Annotated in this window: 22 protein-coding genes and 1 riboswitch; of the genes, 8 read left to right on the top strand and 14 right to left on the bottom strand. The window is 70.6% G+C overall.

Features of this window, described 5'->3' with window-relative positions; genetic code table 11:
- Nucleotides 1–62 precede the first annotated feature (62 nt).
- From F0U44_RS02355 to F0U44_RS02375, 5 genes are read right to left on the bottom strand one after another with little or no spacing between them, the layout of a single operon-like run.
- The gene (locus tag F0U44_RS02355) at nucleotides 63–953 is read right to left on the bottom strand and encodes a YihY/virulence factor BrkB family protein (protein WP_246160336.1); all 891 of its coding nucleotides are present in this window, start codon (nucleotides 951–953) and stop codon (nucleotides 63–65) included.
- A 34-nt stretch (nucleotides 954–987) separates the two neighbouring features.
- Nucleotides 988–1503 (bottom strand): 2'-5' RNA ligase family protein, encoded by a 516-nt coding sequence (locus F0U44_RS02360; protein WP_149726634.1) that lies wholly within the window; start codon nucleotides 1501–1503, stop codon nucleotides 988–990.
- Nucleotides 1504–1506: 3 nt separating this feature from the next.
- Nucleotides 1507–2589 (bottom strand): tryptophan--tRNA ligase, encoded by a 1083-nt coding sequence (gene trpS / locus F0U44_RS02365; RefSeq protein ID WP_149726635.1) that lies wholly within the window; start codon nucleotides 2587–2589, stop codon nucleotides 1507–1509.
- A gap of 60 nt (nucleotides 2590–2649) precedes the next feature.
- Nucleotides 2650–3876, bottom strand: coding sequence for an MFS transporter (locus tag F0U44_RS02370; protein WP_149726636.1), 1227 nt, complete (start codon nucleotides 3874–3876; stop codon nucleotides 2650–2652).
- A 58-nt stretch (nucleotides 3877–3934) separates the two neighbouring features.
- On the bottom strand, nucleotides 3935–4534 hold the full coding sequence (locus tag F0U44_RS02375) for a TetR/AcrR family transcriptional regulator (protein WP_149726637.1): 600 nt from the start codon (nucleotides 4532–4534) through the stop codon (nucleotides 3935–3937).
- Nucleotides 4535–4599: 65 nt separating this feature from the next.
- Between F0U44_RS02375 and F0U44_RS02380 the strand changes: the two genes are divergently transcribed.
- Together F0U44_RS02380 and F0U44_RS02385 are read left to right on the top strand one after the other, a co-directional pair.
- Nucleotides 4600–5451 (top strand): alpha/beta fold hydrolase, encoded by an 852-nt coding sequence (locus tag F0U44_RS02380; RefSeq protein WP_149726638.1) that lies wholly within the window; start codon nucleotides 4600–4602, stop codon nucleotides 5449–5451.
- A 34-nt stretch (nucleotides 5452–5485) separates the two neighbouring features.
- Nucleotides 5486–6094, top strand: a complete 609-nt coding sequence (locus tag F0U44_RS02385) for a ribonuclease FAU-1 family protein (RefSeq protein WP_149726639.1) — start codon at nucleotides 5486–5488, stop codon at nucleotides 6092–6094.
- A 13-nt stretch (nucleotides 6095–6107) separates the two neighbouring features.
- Here the strand turns inward: F0U44_RS02385 and F0U44_RS02390 are convergent, their stop codons facing one another.
- The 3 genes from F0U44_RS02390 to F0U44_RS02400 form a co-directional block, all read right to left on the bottom strand.
- Nucleotides 6108–7598 carry an FMN-binding glutamate synthase family protein gene (locus F0U44_RS02390; RefSeq protein ID WP_149726640.1) on the bottom strand — a complete coding sequence of 497 codons (1491 nt, stop codon included), beginning with the start codon at nucleotides 7596–7598 and terminating at the stop codon, nucleotides 6108–6110.
- A gap of 126 nt (nucleotides 7599–7724) precedes the next feature.
- The gene (locus tag F0U44_RS02395; protein ID WP_149726641.1) at nucleotides 7725–8399 is read right to left on the bottom strand and encodes a DNA alkylation repair protein; all 675 of its coding nucleotides are present in this window, start codon (nucleotides 8397–8399) and stop codon (nucleotides 7725–7727) included.
- A 7-nt stretch (nucleotides 8400–8406) separates the two neighbouring features.
- The gene (locus F0U44_RS02400; protein ID WP_149726642.1) at nucleotides 8407–10596 is read right to left on the bottom strand and encodes an NADP-dependent isocitrate dehydrogenase; all 2190 of its coding nucleotides are present in this window, start codon (nucleotides 10594–10596) and stop codon (nucleotides 8407–8409) included.
- A 193-nt stretch (nucleotides 10597–10789) separates the two neighbouring features.
- Between F0U44_RS02400 and F0U44_RS02405 the strand changes: the two genes are divergently transcribed.
- Nucleotides 10790–11827 (top strand): MIP/aquaporin family protein, encoded by a 1038-nt coding sequence (locus tag F0U44_RS02405; protein ID WP_188113282.1) that lies wholly within the window; start codon nucleotides 10790–10792, stop codon nucleotides 11825–11827.
- On the opposite strand, the gene F0U44_RS02410 is transcribed toward F0U44_RS02405, so the two are convergent.
- A complete protein-coding gene (locus tag F0U44_RS02410) occupies nucleotides 11828–12577 on the bottom strand; it encodes a hypothetical protein (protein ID WP_149726644.1) in 750 nt (249 codons plus the stop codon).
- 116 nt (nucleotides 12578–12693) lie between these two features.
- On the opposite strand from F0U44_RS02410, the gene F0U44_RS02415 reads away from it, so the two are divergent.
- Nucleotides 12694–13680 (top strand): malate dehydrogenase, encoded by a 987-nt coding sequence (locus F0U44_RS02415; RefSeq protein WP_149726645.1) that lies wholly within the window; start codon nucleotides 12694–12696, stop codon nucleotides 13678–13680.
- A 204-nt stretch (nucleotides 13681–13884) separates the two neighbouring features.
- Here F0U44_RS02415 and F0U44_RS02420 read toward each other — a convergent pair whose 3' ends face one another.
- The 4 genes from F0U44_RS02420 to purN all read right to left on the bottom strand — a co-directional run bounded on the left by F0U44_RS02420 (nucleotide 13885) and on the right by purN (nucleotide 17444).
- A complete protein-coding gene (locus F0U44_RS02420) occupies nucleotides 13885–14136 on the bottom strand; it encodes a DUF3017 domain-containing protein (protein WP_149726646.1) in 252 nt (83 codons plus the stop codon).
- Between the two features lie 92 nt (nucleotides 14137–14228).
- Nucleotides 14229–15083, bottom strand: coding sequence for a bifunctional methylenetetrahydrofolate dehydrogenase/methenyltetrahydrofolate cyclohydrolase (locus F0U44_RS02425; protein WP_149726647.1), 855 nt, complete (start codon nucleotides 15081–15083; stop codon nucleotides 14229–14231).
- 31 nt (nucleotides 15084–15114) lie between these two features.
- Nucleotides 15115–16704: a bifunctional phosphoribosylaminoimidazolecarboxamide formyltransferase/IMP cyclohydrolase gene (purH, locus tag F0U44_RS02430; RefSeq protein WP_149726648.1), complete on the bottom strand. Its 1590-nt coding sequence runs from the start codon at nucleotides 16702–16704 to the stop codon at nucleotides 15115–15117.
- 34 nt (nucleotides 16705–16738) lie between these two features.
- A riboswitch (ZMP/ZTP riboswitch) is annotated at nucleotides 16739–16814 on the bottom strand.
- A gap of 12 nt (nucleotides 16815–16826) precedes the next feature.
- On the bottom strand, nucleotides 16827–17444 hold the full coding sequence (gene purN, locus F0U44_RS02435) for a phosphoribosylglycinamide formyltransferase (protein WP_149726649.1): 618 nt from the start codon (nucleotides 17442–17444) through the stop codon (nucleotides 16827–16829).
- Between the two features lie 99 nt (nucleotides 17445–17543).
- Between purN and F0U44_RS22865 the strand changes: the two genes are divergently transcribed.
- Nucleotides 17544–17912, top strand: a complete 369-nt coding sequence (locus F0U44_RS22865) for a hypothetical protein (protein WP_188113283.1) — start codon at nucleotides 17544–17546, stop codon at nucleotides 17910–17912.
- A gap of 16 nt (nucleotides 17913–17928) precedes the next feature.
- On the opposite strand, the gene F0U44_RS02445 is transcribed toward F0U44_RS22865, so the two are convergent.
- A complete protein-coding gene (locus F0U44_RS02445; RefSeq protein WP_149726650.1) occupies nucleotides 17929–19242 on the bottom strand; it encodes a cell division protein PerM in 1314 nt (437 codons plus the stop codon).
- Nucleotides 19243–19357: 115 nt separating this feature from the next.
- Here F0U44_RS02445 and F0U44_RS02450 point away from each other — a divergent pair, with 115 nt between their 5' ends.
- The 3 genes from F0U44_RS02450 (at nucleotide 19358) to F0U44_RS02460 (ending at nucleotide 23909) form a co-directional block, all read left to right on the top strand.
- Complete coding sequence (locus F0U44_RS02450) at nucleotides 19358–21247, top strand: SigE family RNA polymerase sigma factor (RefSeq protein ID WP_149726651.1); 1890 nt, start codon at nucleotides 19358–19360, stop codon at nucleotides 21245–21247.
- Nucleotides 21248–21367: 120 nt separating this feature from the next.
- Nucleotides 21368–21880: an RNA polymerase sigma factor gene (locus tag F0U44_RS02455; protein ID WP_149726652.1), complete on the top strand. Its 513-nt coding sequence runs from the start codon at nucleotides 21368–21370 to the stop codon at nucleotides 21878–21880.
- Nucleotides 21873–23909, top strand: coding sequence for a hypothetical protein (locus F0U44_RS02460; RefSeq protein WP_149726653.1), 2037 nt, complete (start codon nucleotides 21873–21875; stop codon nucleotides 23907–23909). The genes F0U44_RS02455 and F0U44_RS02460 overlap by 8 nt, the downstream gene beginning before the upstream one ends.
- Nucleotides 23910–23954: the final 45 nt, after the last annotated feature.

Genomic DNA, 23954 nt, shown 5'->3' on the forward strand with positions numbered 1-23954 from the left:
CTGGAGCGCTGCCGAGTATGCAGCACTGCATTGATGACGCGTGGCGATCCCGGTCGGTTGCCTCAGACGTTCTTCCGTTCCGCGCGGGACGCCGGATGGACGTAGGCCCAGGAGGCGGCATACATGACGACGCGGGAGAAGTAGTTGATCCAGACGACGAGGATCAGGGCGATGCCGAAGGCCTGGAAGGCCGGCGAGCTCGCCGTCGACTGCAGCAGCAGCTGGGAGACCTGCTTGAGGGCCTCGAAGCCGACGGCGCCGACGATCGCACCGGACCACACGGCGCGGCGCGGCACGTCCTCGGGCGAGGCGAGGATCTCGAAGAGCGCGAAGAAGAGCAGCGCGTTGGCCGCCATCCCGATGATCACCGCCAGCACCGTGAGCAGCCAGCCGAGGCCCGAGCCGAGCCCGATCCAGTCGAGGATCTGCTCCGAGGCGCCGCGTACGACGCCCGAGACACCCACGCTCAGCATCAGGATGAACCCCAGCGCCGCCAGCGCGGCGAGGTCGCGGACCTTCCCTGCCACGAAACCGGGCTGCTCGCGCTCAGGCAGCACGAACATCACGCCCAACGCCTGCCGCATGCTGGAGAGCCAGCCGAGGCCGGAGTAGAGCACCAGCAGAAGGCCGACGGACAAGATGCCGGGGGCCGCGTCGCGGATGTCGCTCAGGGACACCTGACCCTCACCGTTGCCGACGAGCCCCGGCAGCACTCCGTTGATGACCTCGACGAGGTCGGACTCGGCGCCGTCGTACACGCGGGCGGCGAAGCCGACGAGCGCGAAGGCAAGAGCGAGGATCGGGAAGAAGGAGATGAAGGCGAAGTAGGTGACGGCGCCGGCCTCGATGCTGCCCCTGACCTCGCTGTAGTGCTCGACCGTGCGGACCACCTGGTCCAGCCACGGTCGGCGCTCACGCTCGCGCGCCACCTTCGCCTTGAGCTTGTCGAGCATCGCGGGCACCGAGATCACCCCTGGGGGTCGAAGGTCAGGATCCTGCGGGCTGGAGCGGGAAGGTCCGGCTCGACTGCCAGCCCTGCTCCCCCGCATGGACGTAGAGGCGGAAGTCGCCCACCTCGAAGGAGCACTCGAAGCCCGCCAGGTCGTCGAACGCGCGGTCGAGCTCGTCGTCGCCGAGGTGGTGGGCGACGGTCACGTGGGGGTGGTAGGGGTAGTCGAGATCGACGCCCAGCGGCCCCCGTCGTACGGCGTCGGCGAGCTGCTCGCACTGGGAGATCCCCTCGGCGAGACCGATGAACACGACGGGCGACACGGGCCGGAAGGTACCCGTTCCGCGCAGGTGTACCCGGAAGCCCGGCTGCTCCTGCGCAGCCTGCTCGAGATGCGCCTCGATGTCGGCGAGGTCGTCGACGTCGAGCGGCGGGATGAGGGTGATGTGGGTCGGCACGCCGTCGGCGGTGGGGTCGCCGATGTCGGCCCGGTAGTCCTGGAGCTGGGTCGCCCACGGCTCCGGGATCGCGATGGCGACGCCGATCGTCGGCACTCCTCAGGCCCCCGCGATGCCGCGGGTGGGCGCGACGAACCCCACCCGCTGGTAGACGTCGCGCAGCGTGGCCTCGGCGACGGCGCCGGCGGTCTCGGCCCCCTGCTGGAGCACAGCAGTCAGGTGGGCCTGGTCGTCGAGCAGCTCGAGGGTGCGCTCACGGAAGGGGGTCACGAAGGTGACCACGAGGTCGGCGAGGTCGCCCTTGAGGGCGCCGTAGCCCTTGCCGACGTACTGCTCCTCCAGCGCGGAGATCGGCTCTCCGCTGAGCGCCGAGAAGATCGTGAGCAGGTTGCTGACGCCCGGCTTCTCCTCGGCGTCGAAGCGGATCTCGGAGCCGGAGTCGGTCACGGCCGAGCGGATCTTCTTCGCGCTGACCTTGGGGTCGTCGAGCATCTCGATGATGCCGCTCGGCGACGACGCCGACTTCGACATCTTCGCGGTCGGCTCCTGGAGGTCGCAGATCTTCGCGGTCGCCTTGAGGATGTAGGGCTCCGGCAGCCGGAAGGTCTTCTTGTAGCGGCTGTTGAACCGCTGCGCGAGGTCGCGGGTGAGCTCGAGGTGCTGGCGCTGGTCCTCACCGACCGGCACGAAGTGCGGGCGGTAGAGCAAGATGTCGGCGGCCTGGAGGATCGGGTAGGTGAACAGGCCGACCGAGGCGGCCCCCTCCCCCTGCTTGGCCGACTTGTCCTTGAACTGCGTCATCCGGCGGGCCTCGCCGAAGCCGGTGAGGCAGTTGAGGACCCAGGCGAGCTGGGCGTGCTCGGGCACCTGGCTCTGCACGAAGATCGACGAGCGAGCCGGGTCGATGCCCATCGCGAGCAGCTGGGCAGCCGCTCGCAGGGTGCGCTCGCGCAGCACCTTCGGGTCCTGCTCGACGGTGATCGCGTGCAGGTCGGCGATGAAGAAAAACGGCTCGTGGTCGCGCTGGAGGTCGACCCACTGGCGGAGCGCGCCGAGGTAGTTGCCGAAGTGGAACGAGTCCGCGGTCGGCTGGATGCCGGAAAGGACGCGCGGACGCGCACCGCCCTCGGGCGTCACCGGCTCGGCCGTCTGCGGCAGCGTTTGCTCAGTCGTCGCGGACATGGGGGCGATTCTTTCAGGAGCCGCGCCGGGACACGCATTCGGCTCGCGCTCGTGACACGGTCAGGAGCGGGCGGCCACGCCCTCCTTGCGGTGCGCCAGCGCCGACCAGAGCAGGATCAGCACGCCCAAGGCGCTGAGGCCGGCACCGACGAGCGCCGGGGCCCGGTAGCCCCACCCTGCGGCGATCACGACGCCCCCGAGCCAGGCGCCGAGCGCGTTGGCGACGTTGAGAGCCGCGTGGTTCATCGCCGCGCCGAGCGTGACGGCGCCGCCGGCGACGTCCATCAGGCGCAGCTGGAGGTTGACGACGAGGACGGAGCCGGTCGCGGTCACCAGGAAGGCGACGGGCCACAGCGCCCACCCACCGGGCGCGGCGAAGAAGTAGGCCACGAGGACGAGCGAGCCGAATCCAGCCGACAGCAGCAGGCTGCGGTAGACCGACCACCCGGCCAGCTCGCCAGCCAGAGGGGTGCCGACGACCATGCCCAGCCCGAGGGCGAGCACGAAGAACGGCACGGTGCCGCGGTCGAGACCGCCGACGACCGTGACGGTCTTGGCGATGTAGGAGTAGACGGCGAACATACCGCCGAAGCCGATCGCTCCGGCCGCCATCGTGAGCCAGACCTGGAGGCTGGTGAAGAACTCCCGCGCCTCCTTGCGGCCGCTCGTCTCCGAGTCACCCGGGACCGACGGCACCGCCGCCAGGACCAGGGCTGCGGTCAGGAAGGCAAGGCCTGCGGCCAGGAGGTACGTCGACCGCCAGCCCGCCTGTTGTCCGAGCCAGGTCGCGAGCGGGACACCGATCACGTTGGCGACCGAGAGCCCGAGCATCACGCTGGCGACGGCCCTCCCCCGCTTGGCCGGCACCACGAGGCTCGCCGCGACCAGGCTGGCGACGCCGAAGTAGGCGCCGTGCGGCAGGCCGTCGAGGAACCGGGCCGCCGTGAGCACCCCATAACCGGGCGCCACCGCGCTGAGGAGGTTGAAGGCTCCGTAGGCGCCCATCAGGGCCACGAGCATCCCGCGGCGCGGGAGGCGAGCGCCGAAGAAGGCCAGGATCGGGACGCCGATCACCACGCCGACGGCGTAGGCGGAGATGATCCGGCCTGCGGTCGGCACCGAGACGTCGACGCCACTGGCGATCTCCGGCAGCACGCCCATCGTCATGAACTCGGTCGTGCCGATCGTGAAGCCGCCCACGGCGAGCGCAAGGATCGCGAGGCCGGGCCGAGCGGTCGCGACGGTCGGCTCGACAGCGGGCGTCTCAGTCGTCGGCTCGGCAGTCACGACAGAGCACAACCCGCCTGCACCGGCTCTGCATTCCGGACGGGAGGTGTCGATCGGGTCACGGTGCGACCAGCGCGGTCAGCAGGCGCTCGATCACGACCGACATCTCCTGCCGGGCCACCTCCCGGTCATCGGCTGAGGCGATGTAGAGAGCGGCCTCCTCGCCGACGGCGATCAGCGCGTGGGCGAGCGGCCGGGCCGGCAGGTCGACGACGGAACCGTCAGCGATGCCCTGGAGGAGCGATGACTCGATCAGCGTCATGACGTAGGGCTGGAGGATCGCGCGCCACCGGGTCCAGCCGAGGACCGAGGGCCCGTCGGTGAGCAGGATCCGCTGCACGTCGGGCTGCTCGCAGGCATCGAGCCAGGCGTCGAACGCTCGCGTCATCACGGCGCCGAAGGTCAGGTCGTCCCCCGTCAGGGCGGCGGTCGCGATCGTGTCGGTGATGCCCGCCTCGACCGCCTCGAGCACGCCGGCGAACAGCTCGGTCTTGTCGGCGAAGTGGTGGTAGAGCGCCCCGCGACTGACGGCGGCCTCGGCGACGATCGCCTCGGTCCCCACCGCGGCGAATCCGTGCTCGGCGAAGAGCCGGCGACCCGCGGCGACCAGCGCCGATCGGGTCGCTGCCGACCGGTCTGCTTGCGTACGTCTCGTCATTTACCTACAGTCTGTTTGTAACTTACGTACATCCTGTACGTAAGTCTTGCACCCGGAGGCCCCACATGCCCACCATCGAGCTCCCCCACGCCACCTTGAACTATCACGTCGCCGGACCTGCGGACTCCACCGCGCCGCCCGTGGTGTTCGTCCATCCCGTCCTGGCCGACGGGACGCTGTGGGCGCCGGTCGCCGATCGGCTCGCCGCCCGCGGCATCCGCTCCTACGCACCGGACTGGCCGCTCGGCTCGCACCGCATCCCGCTGCCCGACGACGCCGACCAGTCGCCATTAGGCGTCGCGCGGCTGATCACCGACTTCCTCGAGGCCCTCGACCTGACCGACGTCACGTTGGTCGGCAACGACACCGGTGGTGCGCTGTGCCAGTTCGTCGTCGACCCCGCGTCCGACGTGGACGCCTCTCGGGTCGGTCGCCTCGTGCTCGCCAACTGCGACGCCTTCGACGCGTTCCCGCCCTTCCCGTTCACCCTGGTCTTCCCCCTCCTCCGCAGCGAGGCGGGCGCCAAGGTCATCGCCGGACGGATGGGCAACCGGCTGCTGCGCCAGTCGTGGCTCGGCTACGGACTCCTCGCGAAGAACCTGCCGGCCGAGCTGACCCGGTCCTGGATCGAGCCGTGTCGCACCGACGCAGGAGTACGACGCGACACGGTGCGCCTGCTGCAGAACCTCGACCCCGCCGACCTGCTGGACGTCTCCACCCGCCTGAGGGACGTGAAGCTGCACGTGACGGTGATCTGGGGCATGGCTGACCGGGCGTTCCGTCCCTCGCTCGGACGCCGGCTCCACGCCGCCTTCACGGACGCGGAGTTCATCCCGGTCAAGGGCGCCCGCACCCTGCTCGCGCTCGACGCACCCGACGAGCTCACCGACGCGATCGTCGCCATCGCCGGGCGTTGACCCTCTGGTAGGCCGCGCTGATAGGAAGGGGCGCGTGGACGATCTCGGACGACGCCCGTCGGGCACGCCGCCGTACTGGCAGCGCGGCGAGCAGATCACCTGGACCTACGGACGCCCGGGCGAGCCCTCCTGGATCTACCCGATGACGGTCGTGCGCGACGACGCCGAGCTGCTGGCGACCTGGCTGACCGTCGGGACCCTCGGCCGGGTGGCGATCCGCGCCGACGGACGGGAGCTGCGCGCCGACCCAGCGACGGTGTTCACCGCGCCGCGGAAGATGGTCGACCGGGCGTTCTTCGCCCACCACACCTTGCGCCTCCACGAGCCGGGGCGCCCGTGGTCGGTGCTCGTCTTCTTCGACGCCGACACCGGCGACTTCGTCGGCTGGTACTGCAACATCGAGGACCCCCACACCCGCGACGAGAGCGGCACCTACACGCGCGACCACGTCCTCGACATCTGGGTCGACCCCGACCGCACCTTCCACCGCAAGGACGAGGACGAGCTCGAGCTCGCCGTCGAGCAGGGTCGCTACACGGCCGAGGAGGCCGCCGCGATCACCGCCGTCGCCGACGAGATCGAGGAGGTCATCAAGGCCTGGGGACCGCCGTTCTGCGACGGTTGGGAGAACTACCGACCCTGACCCACCGTCGGCCTCAGAGGCCCAGATCGGCGCCCGGGACGCCCCAGTGGTCCTTGTAGCCGTAGAGGCCCGTCAAGGTGCGGCTCTCGTAGTCGCCGTTGAGGATCTCGATGTCGTGGGGCGTGATGTGGGAGGGGTGGCCGACGCCGACGGCCGAGCTCACCCGGATCAGCTCCTTGCGGAGCTGGATGAGGTACGCCGCACAGCGATCGCCCTTCGACAGCGGGTCGAGGCCGCGGACCAGCCACGGGTTCTGGGTCGCGACCCCCACCGGGCACTCGTCGGTGTGGCACTTCTGCGACTGGATGCAGCCGATCGACAACATCGCCTCGCGGGCGACGTTGACCATGTCGGCGCCGAGCGCGAAGGCCACCACTGCATTTTCCGGGAGGCCCACCTTGGCCGATCCGATGAACGTGACGTCGTCGGCGAGGCCGAGCTCGGCGAAGGCTCCGTAGACGCGCGAGAAGCCCATCCGGAAGGGCAGCGAGATCGAGTCGGTGAAGATCAGCGGCGCGGCGCCGGTGCCGCCCTCGCCGCCGTCGACGGTGATGAAGTCGACGCCGCGGGTGCGGGTGCGCATCAACTCGGCGAGCTCGAGCCAGAAGCTGAGGTCACCGACCGCCGACTTGATGCCGACGGGCACGCCGGTCTCGGTCGCGATCAGCTCGACGAAGTCGAGCATCGAGTCGACGTCGTGGAAGGCGGTGTGGCGCGGCGGGCTGATGCAGTCCTTGTCGAGGGGGATGCCGCGGATCGCGGCGATCTCCTCGGTGATCTTCGCGGCCGGCAACATGCCGCCCAGGCCGGGCTTCGCACCCTGGCTGAGCTTGATCTCGATAGCCTTCACCGGCGCCGACGCCACGACGTCCTTGAGGCGCTCGAGGTCGAACGTGCCGTCGTCGTTGCGGCAGCCGAAGTAGGCGGTGCCCATCTGGAGGACCAGCTCGGCGCCGTTGCGGTGGTAGGGCGAGATGCCGCCCTCCCCCGTGTTGTGCAGGCACCCGGCCTTGGCCGCCCCCAGGTTGAGCGCCTTGATCGCCGCCCCGGACAGCGAGCCGAAGCTCATCGCCGAGACGTTGACGACCGACCCGGGCCGGAAGGCGCCGACCCGGTTGCGGGGGCCACCCAGCACCTTCGCGGACGGCAGGCTCGCGAGCTCGTCGATCGGCGTCGGCGGCTCGAGCGGGAAGGCGCGGTGCTTGATGTAGGTGTGGCCCTGGATGTGCTCGACGTCGATGTCGGTGCCGAAGCCGAAGTAGTTGTTCTGCCCCTTCGCCGACGCGTAGACCCAGCGTCGCTCGTCGCGGCTGAACGGCCGCTCCTCCTCGTTGCTGGTCACGATGTATTGCCGCAGCTCCGGCCCGATCGTCTCGAGCAGGTAGCGGAAGTTGCCGATGACCGGGAAGTTGCGCCGGATGGCGTGGGTCTTCTGGGTCATGTCGCGGTAGGCGACGACGCCCACCGCCGCCGCGCCCGCGCTGATCAGAGTCCGAAGCTTCATGCCGTACCCCCATGCCCACCGGCAAGGGAGCCCGCCGGTCGTGTGACTGCGCTCACATCAGAGCAAGGGAACGGTAGCGCAGCAAGGATGTTCTCGCGACGCGATGTCGCACTTCGGTTGAACCGGTCAGCGCACGCCGATGCGTTTGAGCGCCTCGCGTCGCGAGAGCGGGCTCAGCTCGTGTGCGTCGACGTAGGACCGGACCCAGCCGGGATGGACGTACGACGCCTCGCGCAGCGCCCAGCCGATCGCCTTGCGGATGAAGAACTCGGGATCATCCCGGTTGGGCTCGATGACGTCGGCGAGGACCTCGAGATCGATCCGGTCCTTGCGACCGAGCTGGCCGAGGATCGCGAGGCGACGGATCCACAGGAAGTCGTCACGCACCCAGTCGCGGACCAGTGCCGCGGTCGCGGCGGGATGGGCGTCGTGCAGCTCACCGACGCGGTGGGCGAGCTCGTCGACGTGGTCCCACCACGCGCCGGTCCGGACCAGGTGCTCGACCAGCGGCACGAGCGTCAGGTCGCCGCGCAGCACAGGCTGGGCAAGGAGCACTGCGGCGGCATAGCGCTCCTCGCGGTGGGTGGCCTCGTCCCACAGCGACGTGGCGGCGGCGACGAGGCGGTCACGCTCCCGGATACCCAGTTCCTTGACCAGCGCACGGGTGAGACGGCGTACCTCGGGCACGCGGACGCCGAGGAACGGCAGGGCCGACTTCATGTAGGCCTGCTGCCCCGGCGCCAGAGACGGGTCGGCCGCGGCCCGCAACGAGTTGCGGACCGCGGCCGTCAGGTCACCCACGGAACGGTCAGAACGAGTCGATCGCCTCGTTGAGCGTGGCGCTCGGCCGCATGACCTTCGAGGTCTTCTCGGCGTCGGGGTAGTAGTAGCCGCCGATGTCGGCCGGCTTGCCCTGGACGGCGATCAGCTCCTCCGCGATGACCGACTCGTTGTCGCGCAGCGTCTTGGCCAGCGGGCCGAACGCGGCGGCGAGAGCAGCGTCGTCGGTCTGCTTGGCGACCTCCTCGGCCCAGTAGAGCGCGAGGTAGAAGTGCGATCCGCGGTTGTCGGTCGAGCCCAGCTTGCGACCCGGCGAGCGGTCCTCGTTGAGGAAGGTGCCGGTCGCCCGGTCGAGGGTGTCGGCGAGGACCTGCGCGGCGGGCGCACCAGCCTGCTCGGCGTACTTCTCCAGCGAGGGCACGAGGGCGAAGAACTCACCCAGGCTGTCCCAGCGCAGGTAGTCCTCCTCGACGAGCTGCTGCACGTGCTTGGGCGCAGAACCACCCGCACCGGTCTCGAAGAGACCGCCGCCCGCGATCAGCGGGACGACCGAGAGCATCTTGGCCGACGTACCGAGCTCGAGGATCGGGAACAGGTCGGTGTTGTAGTCACGCAGCACGTTGCCGGTCACCGAGATGGTGTCCTCGCCACGGCGCATGCGCGCCAAGGAGTACGACGTCGCCAGCTCCGGGCTCAGGATCTTGATCTCGAGCCCGTCGGTGTCGTGGTCGGGCAGGTAGGCGTTCACCTTCTTGATGATCTCGGCGTCGTGAGCGCGCGACTCGTTGAGCCAGAAGATCGCCGGCATGCCGCTGGCGCGGGCCCGGGTGACGGCGAGCTTGACCCAGTCCTGGACCGGGATGTCCTTGGTCTGGCAGGCGCGCCAGATGTCACCGGCCTCGACGTCGTGCTCGATGAGGACCGTGCCGTCGGCGGCGAGGATGCGGACGGTGCCGGCCTCGGCGATCTCGAAGGTCTTGTCGTGCGAGCCGTACTCCTCGGCCGCCTGTGCCATCAGACCGACGTTGGGGACGGTGCCGATCGTGGCCGGGTCGAGCGGGCCGTGCTCCTTGCAGTCCTCGATGACCGCCTGGTAGACGCCGGCGTAGGAGGAGTCCGGGATGACTGCGAGGGTGTCGTCCTCGCCGCCGTCGGCGCCCCAGAGGCGACCGCCGTTGCGGACGAGTGCGGGCATCGAGGCGTCGACGATCACGTCGGACGGCACGTGCAGGTTGGTGATGCCCTTGTCGGAGTTGACGTAGGACATCCGCGGACCGTCGGCGATGGCCTTCTCGAAGGCCGCCTTGATCTCCGCGCCGTTGGGCAGCGCGTCGAGGCCGGGCAGGATCGAGCCGAGGCCGTCGTTGGCCGACAGACCGGCAGCGGCCAGGTCGGCGCCGTACTGCTCGAAGACGGGCTCGAAGAAGGCCTTCACGACGTGGCCGAAGATGATCGGGTCGGAGACCTTCATCATCGTGGCCTTGAGGTGGAGCGAGAACAAGACGTCGGTGGCCTTGGCCGTGGCGATCGCGTTGCGGAGGAAGGCCTGCAGGTGGGCAGCCTCCATCTTCGTGGCGTCGATGATCTCGCCGGCGAGGACCTTCAGGCCGTCCTTGAGGACGACCTGGTCGCCGGCGGCGGTCTCGAGCACGATCGACAAGGTGTCGTCGGCAGCGACGGTCACCGACTTCTCGTTGCTCGCGAAGTCGTGGGCACCCATCGTCGCGACCGAGGTCTTCGAACCCTCGGTGAACGCCTTGTTGGTGTGCGGGTGGGTCTTCGCGTAGTTCTTCACCGACGCCGGCGCGCGACGGTCGGAGTTGCCCTCACGCAGGACCGGGTTGACCGCGGAGCCCTTGATCTTGTCGTACTTGGCCCGGATCTCCTTCTCCTCCTCGGTCGAGGGAGCCTCGGGGTAGTCCGGGACGTCGAAGCCCTTCTCCTGCAACTCCTTGACCGCGGCCTTGAGCTGCGGGATGGAGGCGGAGACGTTGGGGAGCTTGATGATGTTGGCCTCAGGCGTCTTCGCGAGCGCGCCGAGCTCAGCGAGCGCGTCGTCGGCCAGGCCGAACTGCGCGAGGATCCGCGCGGCGACCGAGATGTCACGCGTCTCGAAGTTGACCCCGGCCTTGGCGGCGTAGGCCTCCACGATCGGCAGGAAGGAGTACGTCGCGAGCAGCGGCGCCTCGTCGGTGTGGGTGTAGATGATGCTCGACATGTTCGGGCGCGCTCCTGGGTCGAATCGGTTTTGCTTGACGTCAAGATATCGGACGAGGCCAGGGCTCGGCACGTCCGGACCGAGCCACCCTTGCATCCCCGGAAATGGGCGGCAAGATCGCTAGGCTTCTTGTGATACCTCGCGGGTAACGGGTCCCGACCGAAGGAGAGTGCTCTTCACCATGTCCGAACAGATGACAGCGCAGATGCCGGCGGCAGACACGTCGCCGCCCAGCCAGCTGCAGAAGCTCATCGCTGAGGGCATCGGCACCTTCGTGCTGGTGTTCTTCGGCTGCGGCACCGCCTTCGCCAGCGGCGGCGACTACGTCGCGACCGCGCTGGCCTTCGGCCTGACCGTCCTGGTCATGGCCTACTCCGTCGGCCACCTCTCCGGCGGCCACTTCAACCCCGCGGTCTCCATCGGCAACGCGCTCGCGGGCCGCATCGGGTGGGCGACCGCCGCGGTCTACATCGTCGTGCAGTTCGTCGCGGCCTTCGTCGCGGCCGGCGTGCTCGCGATCATCGCCGTGCTGATGTTCGACGGCGCGGAGTGGGGCGACGTCCTCGCGGCCGTGTCGAACAAGTGGGAGTCGGGCCCGGGCGCGTCGGGCGCCGCCTTCCTGGGCGCGTTCCTCATCGAGGCCATCGGCACCTTCGTCTTCGTCTTCTTGATCCTCGCGGTCACCGACCGGCGCCGTGCGGCGGAGAAGATCCCGGCCCCTGTGGCCATCGGCCTCGGCCTGACGCTGTGCCACCTGCTCCTCATCGGCATCACCGGTTGCTCGGTCAACCCGGCGCGCTCGATCGGCCCCGGCATCCTCAGCTTCAACTGGGACGACGCCATGAAGTACCAGTGGCTCTTCCTGATCGCGCCGGTCGTCGGCGCCGCGGCCGCCGGCTTCCTGCACCCGATGCTCTTCGGTCGTGACGGCGAGGCCGTCCCCGGCTCCGGACTCGATTTCAAGAGCGCCGCCAGCGAGCTCCAGCAGCAGTTCGCCCAGCAGCAGTGGGCCCAGCAGTCCGGTGGCGTCGCCGCCGCGCAGGTCCCCGTGGACGCCGGCCAGCCGATCATCCAGAACGGGTGGCAGTGGGACCCCGCGACCCAGCAGTGGATCCCCGCACAGCAGCAGCCTGACGCCCCGCAAGCGCCTCAGGCCCAGCAGCCGCCGGCTGCCGGTGGCTGGGCGCCCCCGTCGGGTGAGCAGACCCAGGTCCGCCCGCCCGACGCCTGATCAGGGCCGGTAGGAGACCAGCTCGAGCAGCTGGTCTCCGCCGGTGATCGTGAGCTCCCGAACGAGCCCGATGCCCTTCGCGTACTGACGACGCTGGAGGACATCGGGCTCGATCGCTGTCCGGTCCTCCGTCTCCAGCAGATCGGTCAGGTCGCCGTACGGCACGGAGGCGAAGCCGGACAGGTCGACGACCTCGGCCCGGTCCTCCGCGACGCCCGGGGCGTAGTCGGTGCGGAAACCGTCGCCGATGCGCGGCGTGGCCGGCATCGCCAGACCCGCCTCGGCACCGGCGACACCCGCCTCCCAGGAGCCCTCGGTGGAAGGCCGTTTGCCGGCGTACGACGTCGTCTGCTCACCCAGGAACCAGACATTGCCCGCGGCGTCCTGGGCGTACCAGCGGAAGCTCTGCGCCACGACCCGCTGGCGCGGGCTGACCACCGAGGTCCGCACCACCGTGGCGTCGACGCCCTGGATCTCGCGGGTGCGATCGAGCACCTCGACCTCGAGGCGGCCGTGGGCCCCGTCGACGATCCGGTCATAGGTCCAGCGGCTGCCGGGGGTGAGCGGCAACCACGGGTTGTCGACGCCGGCGACGAAGTCGTCGGGCGCCAGCGACGGCGTCGGGATGACGAGCTGGTCGACGCCGGTCGGCGCGTACTCCTCCGAGGCGCTGCCGCACCCGGTCAGGACCGCGGCCGAAACGATCGTCCCGAGAAGGGTGGCGGCCACCCCCCGGGCGCGTCTCGTCATGGCGGCCAGTCTCGCACCACCGCCCGCGTGAGCCGACGACCGCCCGCGCTGCTAGCGTCGGCTGCACTGTCTGTCGCCGGCCGTCGGCCGAGCCGCACCTCATCGAAGGAGTACCCGTGAGCGAGACGCCTCTGAAGGTCGCCGTCACCGGCGCCGCCGGTCAGATCGGCTACAGCCTGCTCTTCCGCATCGCCAGCGGCGCCATCGCCGGCGACCGTCCGGTGGAGCTGCGCCTGCTCGAGATCGAGCCGGCCCTGAAGGCGCTCGAGGGCGTCGTCATGGAGCTCGACGACTGCGCGTTCCCCAACCTCGCCGGCATCCAGATCGGCTCGGACCCCGAGAAGATCTTCGACGGCGTCAACCTCGCCCTCCTCGTCGGCGCGCGCCCGCGCGGTCCCGGCATGGAGCGTGGCGACCTCCTCTCGGCCAACGGCGCGATCTTCACCGCGCAGGGCAAGGCCCTCAACAGCGTCGCCGCTGACGACGTCCGCATCGGCGTGACCGGCAACCCGGCCAACACCAACGCGCTCATCGCGATGACCAACGCGCCCGACATCCCGAGCGAGCGCTTCTCGGCGCTCACGCGTCTCGACCACAACCGCGCGATCTCGCAGCTGGCCGCCAAGACCGGCGCTGCGGTGACCGACATCAAGAAGATGACGATCTGGGGCAACCACTCGGCCACCCAGTACCCCGACGTGTTCCACGCCGAGATCGGCGGCAAGAACGCCGCCGAGGTCATCAACGACCAGGCCTGGGTCGAGGACTTCTTCATCCCGACCGTCGCCAAGCGCGGTGCCGCGATCATCGACGCCCGCGGCTCGTCCTCGGCCGCCTCCGCCGCGTCCGCCACGTGCGACGCCGCCCGCGACTGGCTCAACGGCACCCCCGCCGGCGACTGGGTCTCCATGGCCGTCCGCTCCGACGGCTCCTACGGTGTCCCCGAGGGCCTGATCTCGTCCTTCCCGGTCACCACCTCCGGTGGCAACTGGGAGATCGTCCAGGGCCTCGAGATCGACGACTTCTCCCGCGCCCGGATCGACGCCTCCACCGCCGAGCTCGCCGACGAGCGCGCCGCGGTCACGGAGCTCGGTCTGATCTGATCCACCCGTCGGGCCGGCTCATCTCACGATGGGCCGGCCTGCGGCCTTTTTTGCTGCCCGCAGACGCCAAGCTGCCGCAACCGGTGACCTCGTCGACCGCGGCGCGGCAGCGTGGCGCTCGCGGCGAAGCCGCACGAGGCGAGCCCCCGGGCCGAGCGAAGCGATGGCCCGGGCGGCGAGCGTCGTGGCGACACGCTCGCGCAATCAAACAGGCTGATCGGGGATGTTCGTCGCGAGGATGAAGAGGGCGGCGGCGACGGAGCCGAGCATGAAGACGTCGACCAAGCGAGGGCGTACGGCGAGCATGCCGGCGTCGCGCTGAGGGAGGACCAGCCGCAGGGCGGCGGCAGCGGCCAGGGCGCCGGAGACGACGCGGATGCCGAGACGCCAGTCGTGACCGCGCCACACGATCCCGATGCCGACCGCCGTGGCGATCAGCACGGCGATGTAGAGCATCCCGCCGATCGTCGACGGGTAGCGCCGCTTCGAGTCGTGCCCTTCGGAGGGCGCCGGGACCGCGGGGTCCGGCGCCGGGGTGGCCTCGTCGCTCAGCGGGCCACCTGCTTCTCGGCCATGGCCACGACGTTGGCCAGCAGCATCGCGCGGGTCATCGGACCGACCCCGCCCGGGTTGGGCGAGACCCAGCCGGCGACGTCCCAGACATCGTCGGCCACGTCACCGGCGATCTTGCCGTCGACGCGGGACACGCCGACGTCGAGGACGGCCGCGCCCGGCTTGACCATGTCAGCGGTGATGATGCCGGGGACGCCTGCGGCGGCCACGACGATGTCGGCCTTGCGCACGTGGGAGGCCAGGTCGACCGTGCCGGTGTGGCACAGCGTGACGGTGGCGTTCTCCGAGCGACGCGTCAGCAGCAGACCCAGCGGGCGACCGACGGTGATGCCGCGACCCACGACGACCACCTCGGCGCCCGCGATCTCGACGCCGTGGCGGCGCAGGATCTCGACGATGCCGTAGGGGGTGCAGGGCAGCGGCGCCTCGTTGCCGAGGACCAGCCAGCCGAGGTTGGTCGGGTGGAGGCCGTCGGCATCTTTGGCGGGGTCGATCAGGCCGAGCACACGGTTCTCGTCGCGACCGCGCGGGAGCGGCAGCTGGACGATGTAGCCGGTGCACGCGGGATCGGCGTTGAGCTGCGCGACGGCGTCCTCGATCTCCTGCTGGGTCGCGACCTCGGGGAGGTCGACCCGGATCGAGGAGATGCCGACCTCGGCGCAGTCCTTGTGCTTGCCGTTGACGTACCACCGCGAACCGGGGTCGTCACCGACGAGCACCGTGCCGAGGCCGGGGGTGATCCCCTGCTCCGCGAGCTTGGCGATGCGCTCGCGCAGCTCGTCCTTGATCGCAGCCGCGGTCGCGGTGCCGTCGAGCTTCTGTGCCGTCACGGGATCGATCCTCTCAGGGCGTCGGGCAGGCTCAGTGGAAGAAGTGGCGAGTGCCGGTGAAGTACATCGACACGCCCGCCGCCTGGCAGGCCGCGATGGTCTCCTCGTCGCGCACCGAACCGCCCGGCTGCACGATGGCGCGGACCCCGGCATCCAGCAGGATCTGCGGGCCGTCGGAGAACGGGAAGAAGGCGTCAGAGGCCGCGACCGCACCGCGGGCGCGCTCCTGACCGTCGACCAGGCTGTTGGCCCGCTCCACGGCGAGCTTGCAGGAGTCGACCCGGTTGACCTGGCCCATCCCGATGCCGACCGCGGCACCGTCGTTCGCCAGCAGGATCGCGTTGGACTTGGCCGAACGCACAGCGCGCCAGGCGAACGCCAGGTCGGCCAGGGTGGCCTCGTCGGCCGCGTCACCCGCTGCGAGGGTCCAGTTGGCGGGGTCGTCGCCGTCGGCCTGGAAGACGTCGACGTGCTGCATCAGCAGCCCGCCGTCGATGTGGCGCATCTCGACACCGCCCGGCCGCAGCTCCTCGGACACCAGGATCCGGATGTTCTTCTTGCTCTGCAGCACCTCGACGGCCCCGTCCTCGTAGGACGGCGCCACGATGACCTCGGTGAAGACCTCGGCGACCTGCTCGGCCATCGCGACCGAGACCGGGCTGTTGACGGCGATCACGCCGCCGAAGGCCGAGACCGGGTCGCACTCGTGGGCACGCCGGTGGGCCTCGGCGACGTCGCTTCCGACGGCAACACCGCACGGGTTGGCGTGCTTGATGATCGCCACGGCCGGCTGCTCGAAGTCGTAGGCCGCGCGCAGCGCAGCGTCGGCGTCGACGTAGTTGTTGTAGGACATCTCCTTGCCGTGCAACTGCTCGGCGGTCGCGAGGCCGCCGGCCATGAAGCCGTTGCGGTAGAGCGCGGCCGGCTGGTGCGGGTTCTCGCCGTAGCGCAGCACCGCGCTCTTGTCCCAGGTCGCGCCGATCCAGGCCGGGAATCCGGTGCCCTCGGAGGAGTCGACGAGCACGTTGCCCATCCAGGACGCGACGTGGACGTCGTAGGTGCCGGTGTGGACGAAGGCCTTCGCCGCGAGCGCCTGGCGCTCGGCGAGGGTGAAGCCCTCACCCTGCGCGGCCTCGAGGGCCCGGGCGTAGTCGGCGCCGTCGGTGACGATCGCGACCGAGGCGTGGTTCTTCGCCGCCGCGCGGACCATCGACGGGCCGCCGATGTCGATCTTCTCGATGCAGTCCTGGACCGACGCGCCCGACATCACGGTGTCGGTGAACGGGTAGAGATTCACCACGACCAGGTCGAACGGCTCGACCTCGAGCTCCTCGAGCTGAGCGACGTGCTCGGGCAGGCGCCGGTCGGCGAGGATCCCGGCGTGCACGCGCGGGTGCAGCGTCTTCACCCGGCCGTCGAGGCACTCGGGGAAGCCGGTGAGGTCCTCGACCTTGGTGACCGGCAGGCCCAGCGACTCGATGAGCGAGGCGGAGCCGCCGGTGGAGACGAGCTCGACGCCGGCAGCAGCCAGCCCGCGGACCAGGTCGTCGAGACCGGTCTTGTCGTAGACGGACACCAGCGCCCGCTTGATCTGGATCCGGTCAGCAGTGGGCTCGGTCATGCGGGTGTTGCTCCTCATCGGTCGATGCGTTCGATGAGGGCACCCAGGCGGTCGATGCCGGCTCACACTCCCTGGTGGTTGTCCCACCTACGCCAGTCGTGTGCCCTCATCCTATGCGGTGCTCAGCCTCCGAGCCGAACTCGGCGCCCGTCAACCGTCCAGCCCTCGCGAGCCATCCGACCGACGGTGTCGACGAGCATTGCTCGCTCAGCGACCTTGATGCGCTCGTGGAGCGTCTCGACAGTGTCGTCGTCGTCGACCGGGACCGCGGTCTGGGCGACGATCGCGCCGGTGTCGACGCCGTCGTCGACGACGAAGAGCGTGCAGCCGGTGACCTTCACGCCGTAGTCGAGGGCGTCCTGCGGGCCTTGCATGCCAGGGAAGGACGGCGACAGCGCCGGGTGCGTGTTGACCGTACGACGCCCCAGGGCCGGCAGGTAGGAGGCTCCCACCAGCTTCATGAAACCCGCGAGCACCACGAGGTCGGGCTCGAACACGGAGACCTTGTCGGTGAGCGCACGGTCCCAGTGCTCGCGTGAGGTGTAGTCCTTGATCTTCACCACGAAGGTCGGGATCCCGGCGCGCTCGGCGCGCGCCAGTCCCTCGATGCCGTCACGGTCCGCGCCGACGGCGACCACCTGGGCGCCGTACGCCGGGTCTGCGCAGGCGTCGAGCAAGGCCTGGAGGTTGGTGCCGGCACCGGAGACGAGTACGACGAGACGCGCGGGAGCAGCAGGCACGGGCGGGAGTCTAGTGAGCCGGTTTCTTCACCCCCTGATCTAGGCTCCGGAACCATCTCCAAGAACACGCGGACCATCCTCTTCGCCGTCGCCCTCTCGGTGCTGCTGTGCTGCGGCGCCGGCACGGCGCTCGTCGCCGTGAAGCGAGCGGTGGAGAAGGCCAACGACACCCCGTCCGGGGTCGAGGTCGGGTCGGACTTCCGGCACGACGGCTTCGATGCCGCCGCGGGCTGGGAGGTCGTCGAGGCCGACGGCCGGTTCGCCCTCACCGGTCTGAGCCTGACCAACGACGCGCTGACGCCGCGGCCGGCCTTCCTGGAGTTCACCGTCTACCGCGACGACGCCTACGTCGCCACGATCAGCTGCTCGACCAAGCCGATCCCCCACGGCGACAGCAGGGACGCTGGCTGCTTCTCCGGCGACGCCTACGCCGACTACGACGACGTCCGGGTCGCCGACACGTTCTAGTCGGGGCTAGTCGGGGCTAGTCGTCGCTGCTGGAGCGGCGGACCCGGGCCCAGCCGCTGCGGGCGAGGTCTCCCCCGCGGTGCTGCCACCACGTCATCGCCAGCGCGCCGAGCAGGCCGCCGATGCCGAACGCGGTGACGGCGTGCAGGAAGACGTCGAACCCGAACGGTCCGACGTCGGCCATCCGACCAGGACCGACGGCGCCGCCGGCAACGGTCGTCACGATGCCGATCAGCACACCGGTGACCAGACCGGCGCCGCAACCCCGGATGGCGGCCTGGTCCCAGGTGCGCGCCGGACGGGAGCGGTGCGACCACGCCGACGCCACGGCCGCGATCAGGACCGGGGTGCCCATCAACCATCCGGTCCAGCCGGGCGTCGGACCGCCGTCAGGCAGTGCCGCCAGGAGCGGGAAGAGCGGGAGCGGGCCGAGCACGACGGCGCCCGGGGAGACGAGGGTGCCGGTGCCGACCGTGAAGCCGGGACCGAGCAGGTAGGCGCTGCTGAAGAGCGTCGCGTTGGGGAGTACGACGAGCGACAGCGCGCCGATCATCGCGGTGTCGCCGGCGTCGGCGTCGAGCTGCGACACGATGTTGGCCGCCGTCGAGAAGTCGACGACCAGGGCCACCAGGAGCGCCAGGAGCGCCAGGAGCAGCCAGGCGCGGAGCATGCTTCGGACCAGCGCGGCACCGTCACGGACGGCGAGCGGCAGCGTCGGCAACCAGACCGCGGCGCGGCCCGAGCCGCGGGCCAGCGCGGGCAGCCCTGCGGCCGCCGAGATCAGGAACGACCACATCATCACGCGACCGGCGCTCGGCGTGGTCTCGGGCGTGGACGTGAGCGTGGTGGCCAGCACGCCGACCACGACGTAGCCGACGGTGAAGAGCCCGGCGGCGATCGGCACGGTCCAGTCGCGCTCGCCGTCCTTGATGCGATCGGCGTCGGGTCCGTGGCCCGAGATCGACTCGCCCACCCGATGACCGACCCGCCACGCGCACCAGGCGCACAGGACGGTCACGCCGAGCGGGAGCGCGGTCAGCCGGATCCCGTCGATGCTGACGCCCGAGCCGTGCGCGGCCAGCCAGCCGAGCGCGCCGACGCGCAGGGCGCCGCTGGGCGTGCCGTGGCCGCCCGCGTCGGTGAGGAACCAGCCGACCACGGCGATCGCCATGCACACCAGGAGCGGTCCGGCCGCGGCCAGCGCTCCACCAGCGGTGGCCGTGGCCACGAGCGGGCGGCGGCTGAGCAGGGCCTGCCGGAGCTCCGCCTCCTGGCGGTCCCCCTGGCGTGCGGCCGTCCGGGAAGCGGGCGACGATTGCAGCGACGTCATGACGGAGCCATCTTCACGCGGGCCGCCCGCCGACCGGCGTAGCCACGCCGGTCAGGTCCAGGACGGCCCGTCGGTTGCGGGGGGTGAGGGCGGTCGTCGTACCTTGTCCTGGACCATGGACGACACCTCCCTGCCGCCAGACCCCTCGGCCGAGTTCGATGCCTTCTACAAGGCTGCTCGTGACCGACTGCTGCTGCAGGCCTACGCACTGACCGGCGACCTCGGGGCTGCCCGCAGCGCCGTGCGCGACGCCTACGTCGTCGCCTGGCACCACTGGCGCAAGACCTCGCGGCTCGACGACCCGGAGACGGTGGTGCGCCCCCAGGCCTGGCGCAACGCGATGCGACGGGCGACGGTGCGGCCCTGGCACAAGGAGAAGGGCCTCGACGCCGACAACCGGGCGACGCTCGAGGCGCTGGCGGCACTCAACGGCGCTCAGCGACGCGCTCTCCTGCTGACCCAGCTCGCCGCGGTCTCGATGGAGGAGATGGCCCGCGAGGTCGGACTGCCGACCGACCTGGCCGAGCGCGAGCTGCAGACGGCGGCGACCCAATTCTCGACGCAGCGCGAGATCCCCGCCTCGTCGATCCCGATGGCCTTCGCGGCCCTCGCGACGGCGACCCGCGACGTGCACTGGCCGCGCGTCACGATCATCCGCCGGGCGGGAGCCGCCCGCCGTCGCATGCACACCGCCGTCGGCGCCGGTGTCGTCGTCGCAGCTCTCGTCGCCAGCGGCGCGGTCGTCACGGACGCGCGCGGGGTGCGGCCGACGCTCGACCGGGAGCCACCGGCGGCCCACAACGGCACGCCTGCCCTCCCCGGCGCCGAGGTCGACCTCCCCGACACCAGCCTGCTGCCGGCCGACTTCGTCCGCGAGACCTTGGTCGGCGACTGGCGCCAGGGACCCACGACCGACAACTCGACCGGCAACGGCGTCGTCCTGCCCTGCCAGCCGTCCGACGACCGCTACCTCGACCCGCGCGGCAGCGCCGCGTGGGTCCGGGTCTTCCGCATCGGACCCGTGGGCGAGGCGCAGCGCCGCCTGGTCGAGGTCGCCGAGGCGTCTCGCACGCCCGAACGCGCCGAGAAGACCTACCGTCGGCTCCGCGGCTGGATGGCCGACTGCCTCACCCCGGGCTTCCGGCTCGTCTCGACGCTGTCCAACCCGGAGATCGGCGACGACTCCGCACTGTTCGTGCTCCACGACGAGCACCCCGCGCAGGCCTCCTACGTGGTCGGCATCGCGCGCACCGGGCAGTTCACGACCGCCGTCGCCCTGAAGACCGAGGTCTCCCCTGCCCGAGCCAACCGGCCGGGCACGGCGAAGCTGCTCGGCGAGGCCGTCGACCGGCTCTGCACGCTGCCTGACGCCGGTCGCTGCTCGGGCCGGCCGACCGAGCTCGAACCGGTGGCGCCCTACCCCGCCGGTCAGGTGCCCGCACTCCTCGCGCCCGTCGACCTGCCGTTCGTGGGCGACCCGGCCCAGCCCTGGGGAGGCACTCCCCCGCGCGAGATCACCAGCGCGAGCACCGACATGGACGTGCTCGGATGCGTGCACCCCATGCTCGCGGGCAAGTACGACGGCGCCGCGTTCAAGACCGACGTGGCCCGCACCTTCTTGAAGGTCGACAGCGACCTACCCGCCGAGTTCGGCCTGACCCAGGCGGTCGCGTCGCTTCCGGAGAAGAAAGCCGCCGCTCTGCTCGCCGACTACCGCACCGCGATCAACAAGTGCCCCGACCGCGACGCGAGCGCGGGCACCGAGGTCCGCATCCTGCGTGCCCACAACGACGGCGCGACGTCCTACACCGCGTGGCACCTCAGCACCCGGCTTCCTGGCGAGCGGACGGTTGAATACTCGGTCGCCTTCCTCCGCAGCGGCTCTGCGGTCTCCCAGCTCGTCTTCGTCTCCGCGCCCGGGGCCAGGATGACCGACCAGCAGTTCATCGACCTCACCGAGCGCGCCCTCCAGCGTCTGCCGCAGCTGCCCGCCTACCAGGGCTGAGCAGGCGCGACACGAAAATCCTCGGGCCGGGTGCAACCGCATCCGACCCTCAGGCGTACCACCATCGACAGCACACCAACCGGATGCAGATCCGGACTCGGGCACGAGAGGGGGACGGCCGTGGAGGCACAGGAGTTCGACGAGCTCTATGCCGCGTCGTTCCGTCGGATCACCAGCCAGGTCTACGCCATGATCGGCAGCTACGACGAGGCCACCGAGTGCGTGCAGGAGGCCTTCGCACGCGCCTGGGCCAACCGTCGCAAGCTCGACAAGGCGCAGTATCCAGAAGCCTGGATCCGTACGACGGCCTACCGCCTCGCGGTGAGCCGCTGGCGCCGTACGGTGCTGGCCCGACGCCCCGTCGACCGCGCGGTCGGCGCGCCCACCGAGATGCCGGGCATCGACGAGTCGCACGTCGCACTCGTCGCCGCGCTCAAGCAGCTGCCCGAGGCCCAACGCCAGGCGCTCGTGCTCCACCACATCGCCGACCTGCCGATCCACCAGATCGCCGCCGAGGTCGGCGTCCCCGAAGGAACCATCAAGGCCCGGTTGAGTCGCGGACGCACCGCGCTCGCCGCGCTGCTGACAGACGAGGCCCCTGGCGGTCTGGCTGGAGGAATGAGCCATGTCTGACCCGATCGAGAAGCTCACCCGTCTCGGCGACGCGTTGGAGGGCGCACCCATGCCAGTTCCCGCATCCGAGATCCGCTCCCGAGGCGACCGGATCCGCCGCCGCAAGCACGCGGCGATCGCCGGCGCCAGCGCCGCGGTCGTTGCGGCCGTCGCGATCCCCGTGGTCGCCCTGACCGTGGGCGGTGGCGACGACAAGGCTGCCGTGACCAACCAGCCCTCGCCGTCCGTGTCGGACCCCGTACCTTCGGCCGCGCTGAGCGCCGAGAACCTCATGACCGCGGGCGACGCGGTCTGGTACGACGTCGGCACCGACTGGACCGAGGGCAGCACCGTGACCGGGGACGGTCAGGCACCCCCGAACCCCTGCATGCAGGAGTCGTTCGCCGGTCTCGGCGCCGGATCGGTCTTCCAGCGTGACTTCACGTTCACCGCACAGACCGACCCCAGCGATCCGTGGCCCTACCTCACCGAGATCGTCGGCGAGTTCGACAGCGCCGCCGCCGCCCAGGACGCCTACGTCGCGATCCAGGGCTGGTACGACGACTGCCAGCCGAGCGGCTCGGACCGCTTCGACCACGGCGACTTCACGCCGGTCGACCTCCCCGTGGACGGCCAGGGCTCCTTCGTGAGCGCGTCCTACGGCCCGGTCGCGAAGCGCCTCGACCCGTTCGGCGACGAGGGGTGGTTCCTCGACACCGGGTTGGTCGTGACCGGGGACCGCATCGCGCTGGTCACCGCACTGAGCCACGGGCAGGACTACAACTTCGAGCAGACCCCGGCGCAGCGGATGGTGCCGCTCGCGGCCCAACGGCTGGTGCTCGGAGGTGGGACCGGCGAGGAGCAGACGACGCCCCCGGACGGGGAGTCCGTCTCGCTTCCGGTCGACTTCCCGCTCACGTCGGGCTGGCCGACTGACGACGGCAGCAGCGAGTACACGCTCGACGAGCCCAGCATCGACAACCAGGCGATGCTCGCTGCCGGCGACCTCTCGGGGTGCCAGGCGATCGGCGGCGGTGACCCGTTGGACCGCCTCACCGCACGCCTGACCGTGGGCGACGCGACGTATGTCCGTGAGGTCCAGCTCTTCGCCAACAACGACGAGGCCCTCGCCTTCCTCGACTCCGTGCAGGACGCCTACGCGACCTGTGAGCTCGAGGGCCCGACCGACGGCACGCCGTCGTTCACCACCACGACCTCGCAAGGTTCGCTCGGCGACGATTCCGAGGTGATCACCCGGGCCTCCGACGGGATCGGTCGCGTCGTGATCAACGTGGTGCGCGTCGGGACTGCCATCGCCATCGACCTCGCCAGTGACGAGGGCACCGGTGACACGGTGGGCGACCTCGCGACCGTGACGCGGGAGAACCTCGCTGATGTCGTCGCCGCGCTCAACGAGCTGGGAGGCGCGACGACGACCGACCCGGGCTCAGGCGAGCCGACGGTGGCCACGTCGATCCCCGCCGACTTCCCCCTCGACCTAGCGCTCGGCGAGCCTCCGGTCGCGGACGGGGAGACGACGGTCGAGGGCCCGTCGGCCGACGCCCAGGGCGTGACCCCGCAGACCATGTGCGGAGGTGTGCTGGCGTTCCCGAACTTCGGCAGCACCGACGTCGACGAACCCGACCTCGCCTACACCGTGTCGTCCGTCGAGGGCTACGAGGGCCGCACGCTCCGGGTCTACCCGTCAGCAGACGCCGCCGTCGCCCAGCTGGAGCTGCTGCGGAGCCAGATCCAGGGCTGCGCCCGCGACCGTGCCGAGGGCGGCCAGTCCGACCGCCTGTGGCGCTCGTTCAACTCCAACACCGGCTACGACTCGGTGACGTTCGGCTACACCTACGAGATCGTCGACGGCGTGGGCGCACCTGCGGGCGAGCTCTACACCGTGATGCGGGTCGGGACCGGGATCCTCGCGCTCCAGTGGGGCGGGGAGTACAGCGCCGACTACCAGACCCAGGCGGCACCCAACCAGGTCGACCTGGCCCAGCTGATCTCCGGCGAGATGTGCATCTTCACCGAGGCCGGCTGCTGAACCTCGACCGGCCTCGACACGGAGAATCCCCCGAATTATCGGGGG

It is taken from the genome of Nocardioides humilatus, from assembly GCF_008373755.1.
Taxonomy (GTDB): domain Bacteria; phylum Actinomycetota; class Actinomycetes; order Propionibacteriales; family Nocardioidaceae; genus Nocardioides; species Nocardioides humilatus.